4 protein-coding genes are annotated in these 5,712 nt (G+C 62.9%); all 4 read left to right on the top strand.

Annotated features, from left to right (window positions below; translation table 11 throughout):
* Positions 1–916 precede the first annotated feature (916 nt).
* The gene (locus ABHR63_RS02295; RefSeq protein WP_346964856.1) at positions 917–1,846 is read left to right on the top strand and encodes a class C sortase; all 930 of its coding nucleotides are present in this window, start codon (positions 917–919) and stop codon (positions 1,844–1,846) included.
* A 284-nt stretch (positions 1,847–2,130) separates the two neighbouring features.
* A complete protein-coding gene (gatC, locus tag ABHR63_RS02290; protein ID WP_035136890.1) occupies positions 2,131–2,442 on the top strand; it encodes an Asp-tRNA(Asn)/Glu-tRNA(Gln) amidotransferase subunit GatC in 312 nt (103 codons plus the stop codon).
* Complete coding sequence (gene gatA, locus ABHR63_RS02285) at positions 2,442–3,956, top strand: Asp-tRNA(Asn)/Glu-tRNA(Gln) amidotransferase subunit GatA (RefSeq protein WP_346964855.1); 1,515 nt, start codon at positions 2,442–2,444, stop codon at positions 3,954–3,956. The genes gatC and gatA overlap by 1 nt, the downstream gene beginning before the upstream one ends.
* Positions 3,956–5,632, top strand: coding sequence for an Asp-tRNA(Asn)/Glu-tRNA(Gln) amidotransferase subunit GatB (gene gatB / locus ABHR63_RS02280; protein ID WP_346964854.1), 1,677 nt, complete (start codon positions 3,956–3,958; stop codon positions 5,630–5,632). The genes gatA and gatB overlap by 1 nt, the downstream gene beginning before the upstream one ends.
* Positions 5,633–5,712: the final 80 nt, after the last annotated feature.

Below are 5,712 nucleotides of genomic sequence, written 5' to 3'. Positions count from 1 at the left end.
ATGCTGAAATTCCTTAACGCGCTCGCCGCCCTTGCGGCGGTGGGCACGTTCGTCATCGCGTTTCTTGACTCGTATGAGGTTCGGTTTAAGGTCCGTAGGCGCACGCGCGGTGCGGACGGTAGAAGGCATTTGCGCCGCAACAAGCGCAAATAAGAATGCCCGGGGTTCGGAGCCCGGGCATTTAACTAAAGCTGAAAACTAGGCCGCCCGCGCTTTCGAACACTTACGCGGGGTGCGTCGTTTCCTGTAGTTATTGTATCCCGAATCGCTTCGCCGATTCGGGACATTTTGAAAACGCAAACACGTCGGGCAAACCCGGACAATGCGGCCAGGTTCCGCTGGATGAGGAATCGTGTTTATAGCTATCGAACAAATGTTTGTCAAAATCGCGTTTACCAGCTGCGGGTGCATACGCTCGCAGTAAAATATCCTTGCGACGCATCCCGTGCGCGGGCGGCCGACGACTCGATCGGAGGTCCCCAAATGCTGAAATTCCTTAACGCGCTCGCCGCCCTTGCGGCGGTGGGCACGTTCGTCATCGCGTTTCTTGACTCGTATGAAGTTCGGTTTAAGGTCCGTAGGCGCACGCGCGGTGCGGACGGTGGACGGCATTTGCGTCGAAAGCGCAAATAAGAATGCCCGGGGGTCGGATCCCGGGCATTTAACAAAAGCTGAAAACTAGGCCGCCAGCGCTCTCGTACACTTACGCGGGGTGCGTCGTTTTCTATTGACATTGTATCCCGAATCGCTCAGCCGATTCGGGACATTCTGAAAACTCAAATGCGGGCCCATACTCGCGCTGCGCAATGCTGGCAGGCTGCGTTGTCTGGCGTGGAAGCTCGCGAATCGGCTATTATTTGTTTAGACAACTTGAGTTGTAGAGGAGTGACCGGCGATGGTGCAGGGCGCCAAACATATGAAGAGCAATAACGCCGCGGACAACGGCGGCTCGAGCCCCCAACCCGAACTCCAGCCCAAACCTCAATCAAAGCCCAAGCGTCGCCGCAAGCGACTGCCGCGCTGGGCCGACCGGCTCATCACCATCGTCATCATCCTTATTGGCGTGGGCCTTATGACCTGGCCGTGGATCTTGGACCGGCTCGAGGCCTCGGGCGTGTTCAACCAGATCAGCACTGTGTCCAGCACCGTGGACGCGCTGTCTGCCGAGGAGCGCGAGCGCATCCTGCTCCAGGCGCGCTCCTTTAACGAGCAACTGGCGGGCGAGGCCACCGAGCTCCCCGCCGACCAGATCGAGCCCTACGCTCAGCAGCTCATCTTTGACCGCGACCCCATGATGAGCTGGGTCGAAATCCCCTCCATCGACGTGAGCATGCCCATCTACCACGGCACGAGCGAGGAAGTCCTTATGGCGGGCGTCGGCCACCTGGAGGGCACGAGCCTGCCGGTGGGCGGCACCTCGACGCATTGCGTGCTCACCGCGCACTCGGGCATGCGAAACCTGAGCATGTTCGACGACATCCATTCGCTGGAGCCCGGCGACCTGGTGCTGCTGCACACCATGAACAAGACGCTCGCCTACAAGATGGTGGACTCCGAGGTCGTGTTGCCCGAGGAGATGGAGTCGCTGGCCATCGAGCCCGGAGCCGACAAGGTGACGCTCGTCACCTGCACGCCCTATGGCGTGAACGACCATCGCCTGCTGGTGCATTGCGTGCGCACCAAGTACAGCAAGAAGGACGTCGACACGCAAAAGTCGCTGGCCGGCCGCCACTGGGGCAAGCGCGAGTTTGCCGTGCTCATCGTGGTCGTAGCCATTGTGCTGTTGCTGCTGGACATCGTGATCCACGCGGTCCGCAAGCGCCGCAAGGCCAAGGCCTCGGCATAAGACATTCTCCAGAACCACCACAATGGGGACAGGCGCCTTTGTGGCGGTCGGGGCTTCCAAACCATCACAACATTCGATGAAAATCGCGATTTTGACGAAAAGCGTCGAATGTTGTGATGGTTTTCGTTATGGACGGCGCGGTTTTCGCTGCAGAACCGCCAGCCCGCCGCCTGCCAACCGCCGCCCTCGTTACGTTTTCGCTGCATTTGGATAAAGCGCCTGCTCCAAGCCGGCGTTGCCCTGTATACTAGAGCGGTTTAACTGTTATGCGGAAGGGAGCGCCTATGGCACTCAGCGAGAAAGACGTGCGCGGCATCGCCGAGTACGCAAAGATCGCACTGACCGATGACGAGCTCGCCCAGATGACGTCCTACATGAACGACGCCGTCCAGATGCTCGAGCCCGTCTTGCAATATGACTTGCCCGACGTGGAGCCCACGTTCCATCCTATCGGAAGCCTGTCCAACGTGATGGGCGATGACCTGCGCGAGCCCGAGCGCGACCTACCGCTCGACGTCGCGCTCGAAAACGCCGGCAGCGCGCGCGACCGCTACTTCCGCGTGCCGTCCATTTTGGGAGAGGGGGAGAGCGAGTAATGGCGCAAAGCTTCGATTCCCTTACCGCCGCCCAGATCGCCGCGGGCGTTGCCGCCGGCGACTTTACCGCTACCGAGGTGGCCCAGGCCTCCCTTGCCGCCATCGAGGCGCGCGAGGGCGGGGTCCAGGCATTCCTGCAGGTGGCGCCCGAGCTCGCGCTCGAGGCCGCTGCGCGCGTGGATGCCGACCGTGCCGCAGGCAAGCCGCTGCCCCCGCTTGCGGGCGTGCCGCTGGCCATTAAGGACAACATGAACCTCGTGGGCACGCGCACCACCTGTGCTTCCCGCATGCTCGGGGATTACCAGAGCGTCTACACCGCCACCTGCGTCCAACGCATGCTCGATGCCGGCTGCCTGCCCATGGGCAAGGCCAACATGGACGAGTTTGCCTTTGGCAGCTCCACCGAGAGCTCGGCGTTCCACCGCACCAACAACCCCTGGGATGCCGAGCGCGTGCCCGGAGGCTCTTCGGGCGGCTCCGCTGCTGCCGTCGCCGCGGGCGAGGTCGCGCTCTCGCTGGGCTCGGACACCGGCGGCTCCATTCGCCAGCCGGCGTCGCTGTGCGGCGTGGTGGGCTTTAAGCCCACGTATGGCGCCGTGAGCCGTTACGGCGTGGTTGCCTTTGGCTCGTCGCTCGACCAGGTGGGCCCCTTTGGCCGCACGGTCGAGGATGTCGCGCTGGCTGTGAACGCGCTTACCGGCGCGGGCCACGATCCGTACGACTGCACCAGCCAGGATTGCGCCGTCGACTTTACCGAGCACCTCAACGACAGCATCGAGGGCAAGCGCGTGGGCATCATCCCTGCGTTTATGGAGGCCGAGGGCCTGACGTCCGAGGTCAAGGCCGCCGTTCAGCGCGCCGCCCAGGAGCTGCAGAACCAGGGCGCCGAGTTGGTCGAGGTCGACCTGCCGCACCTGGACGCCGCCATCGCTGCCTACTACGTCATCGGCCCGGCCGAGGCGTTCTCCAACCTGGCACGTTTCGACGGCATTCGCTACGGCTATCAGGAGGAGGGCTGCGCCAACCTGTCCGACCAGAGCTCGCTCTCGCGCGCCCACGGCTTTGGCGCCGAGGCCAAGCGCCGTCAGATGCTTGGCGCCTACCTGCTGAGCTCGGGCGTGTACGACAAGTACTACTACGCTGCGCAAAAGGCCCGCACGCTCATCACGCAGGACTACGATGCCGCGTATGCCAAGGTGGACACCATCCTCATGCCCGCCTCGCCGCGCACGGCCTTTAAGTTTGGCGAGATCAGCGACCCCACGCAGATGTACCTCTCCGACCTGTACACCATCTCGCTCAACATTTGCGGCAACGGCGGCATCTCGGTGCCGCTGGGCCTGGGCGAGGACAGCAAGCTGCCCGTTTCTGCCCAGCTGGTTGGTCCGGCGTTTAAGGACCGTCAGCTGCTCACGTTTGCCCGCGCCCTGGAGCGCGGCTTTTCCGATGCCGCCACGGGTGCGCCCGCGCTTTCCGTCGCGCCCGATTTTGCCGGGAAGGGAGGCGAGCTGTAATGAAGGAGCTTTCCGAGGTCCTGCAGGATTGGGAGGCCGTGATCGGCCTGGAGATCCATACCGAGCTCACCGCACTCGATACCAAGATGTTTTGCAACTGCAAGCTCAGCCACGATGACGAGCCCAACGCCAACGTGTGCCCGGTGTGCCTGGGCCTGCCCGGCGCCCTGCCGGTGCCCAACAAGCGCGCCATCGAGAGCATCGTCAAGGCCGGTCTCGCCACCAACTGCGAGATCCAGCGCCACTCGATGTTCTACCGAAAGCACTACTTCTATCCCGACATGGCCAAGAACTTCCAGACCACGCAGGGTCCGGTCGCCTTTGCCATGTACGGTCACCTGGACCTGGATGTGACCGGTCGCGGTGCCGCCGAGCGCCCCGACTGCGCGTTTGGTGAGGCCGAGGCTCAGAGCCTGGCGAGCGCCTCGGCCAACGCCGAGGGTCTGTCCACGTCCATGACGTCGACCATGCGCGAGAGCAATCAGCGCGCCGGCCATCTGGCCAGCTATGACGCGTCCAGCCTGCAGATGCCCGAGCGTCGCGAGGACGGTTCCTACACGGTGCCCATCCGCATTTTGCGCATCCACATGGAGGAGGACGCTGCCAAGATGGTCCACGTGGGTGGTGCCGAGGGCCGCATTACCGCCGCTGCCGAGTCGCTTGTCGACTACAACCGCTGCGGCACGCCTTTGATTGAGCTCGTGACCGAGCCCGACTTGCGTACGCCCGAGGAGGCTCGCCTGTTTATGGAAAAGCTCCGTCGCATCTTTGTGACGCTGGGCATTTCGGACTGCTCCATGGAGAAGGGTTCCATGCGCTGCGACGGTAACGTGTCGCTGCGCCGCCGTGGCGAGACCAAGCTGGGCACCAAGACCGAGCTTAAGAACCTCAACTCGTTTAAGAGCCTGCATGATGGTCTTGCCTACGAGATTTGCCGTCAGGCCGAGGTGCTCGAGGAGGGCGGAATCATCTATCAGGAGACCCGCCACTGGGAGCCCAGCCGCAAGCGCACCGTGGTCATGCGCGTCAAGGAGACGGCTGACGACTATCGTCTGTTCCCCGATCCCGACCTGGCGCCCTTCGATCTGGACGACGAGTTCATCGACCGTTGCCGTGGCGAGATTCCCGAGCTGCCCGATGCCAAGCGCGTCCGTTTTGAGGCCGACTTTGGCATTAAGGCGGCCGACGCCGAGCAGATTGCCGGCGACCCCGAGTTTGCCGACTTCTTTGAGGCCGCTGCTGCCGGTATGGCCGGCAAGGAGGCCCAGACGGTTGCAAACCTGCTGGTGAACGAGATGATCGCCTACCTTAAGGGTGCGGGTGTGTCGCTCGCCGAGTCCGGTATTGCGCCGGCTCAGGTGGCAGCCCTTGCCAAGCTGCTGGCGACCGATGCCATCAGCTCCAACCAGGCTCACGAGGTCTTTGAGGCCATGGCCCAGACCGGCGACGACCCCAACAAGATTGTTGACGAGCGCGGTATGCGTCAGGTGAGCGACGCTAGCGCGCTGCAGCCGATCGTGGACGAGGTGCTGGCAAACTGTGCCGATCAGGCGCAGCAGTATCGTGACGGCAACCAGAAGGTCATCGGCTTTTTGGTGGGCCAGTGCATGAAGGCGAGCCGCGGCAAGGGCAACCCGAAGCTCTTCAACGAGTTGCTGAGAACGTCGCTCTCGTAAGCGGGAACCCGGGAGCCCCGGCAGGGTGGGTGCTTCCTCAAAATTTCGAACAGTCCTGCGCAAGACGAAGGCCACATTAA

Source organism: Collinsella aerofaciens, from assembly GCF_039752775.1.
Classification (GTDB): Bacteria; Actinomycetota; Coriobacteriia; order Coriobacteriales; family Coriobacteriaceae; genus Collinsella; species Collinsella aerofaciens_R.
This window is presented reverse-complemented; position numbering and strand designations above follow the sequence as displayed.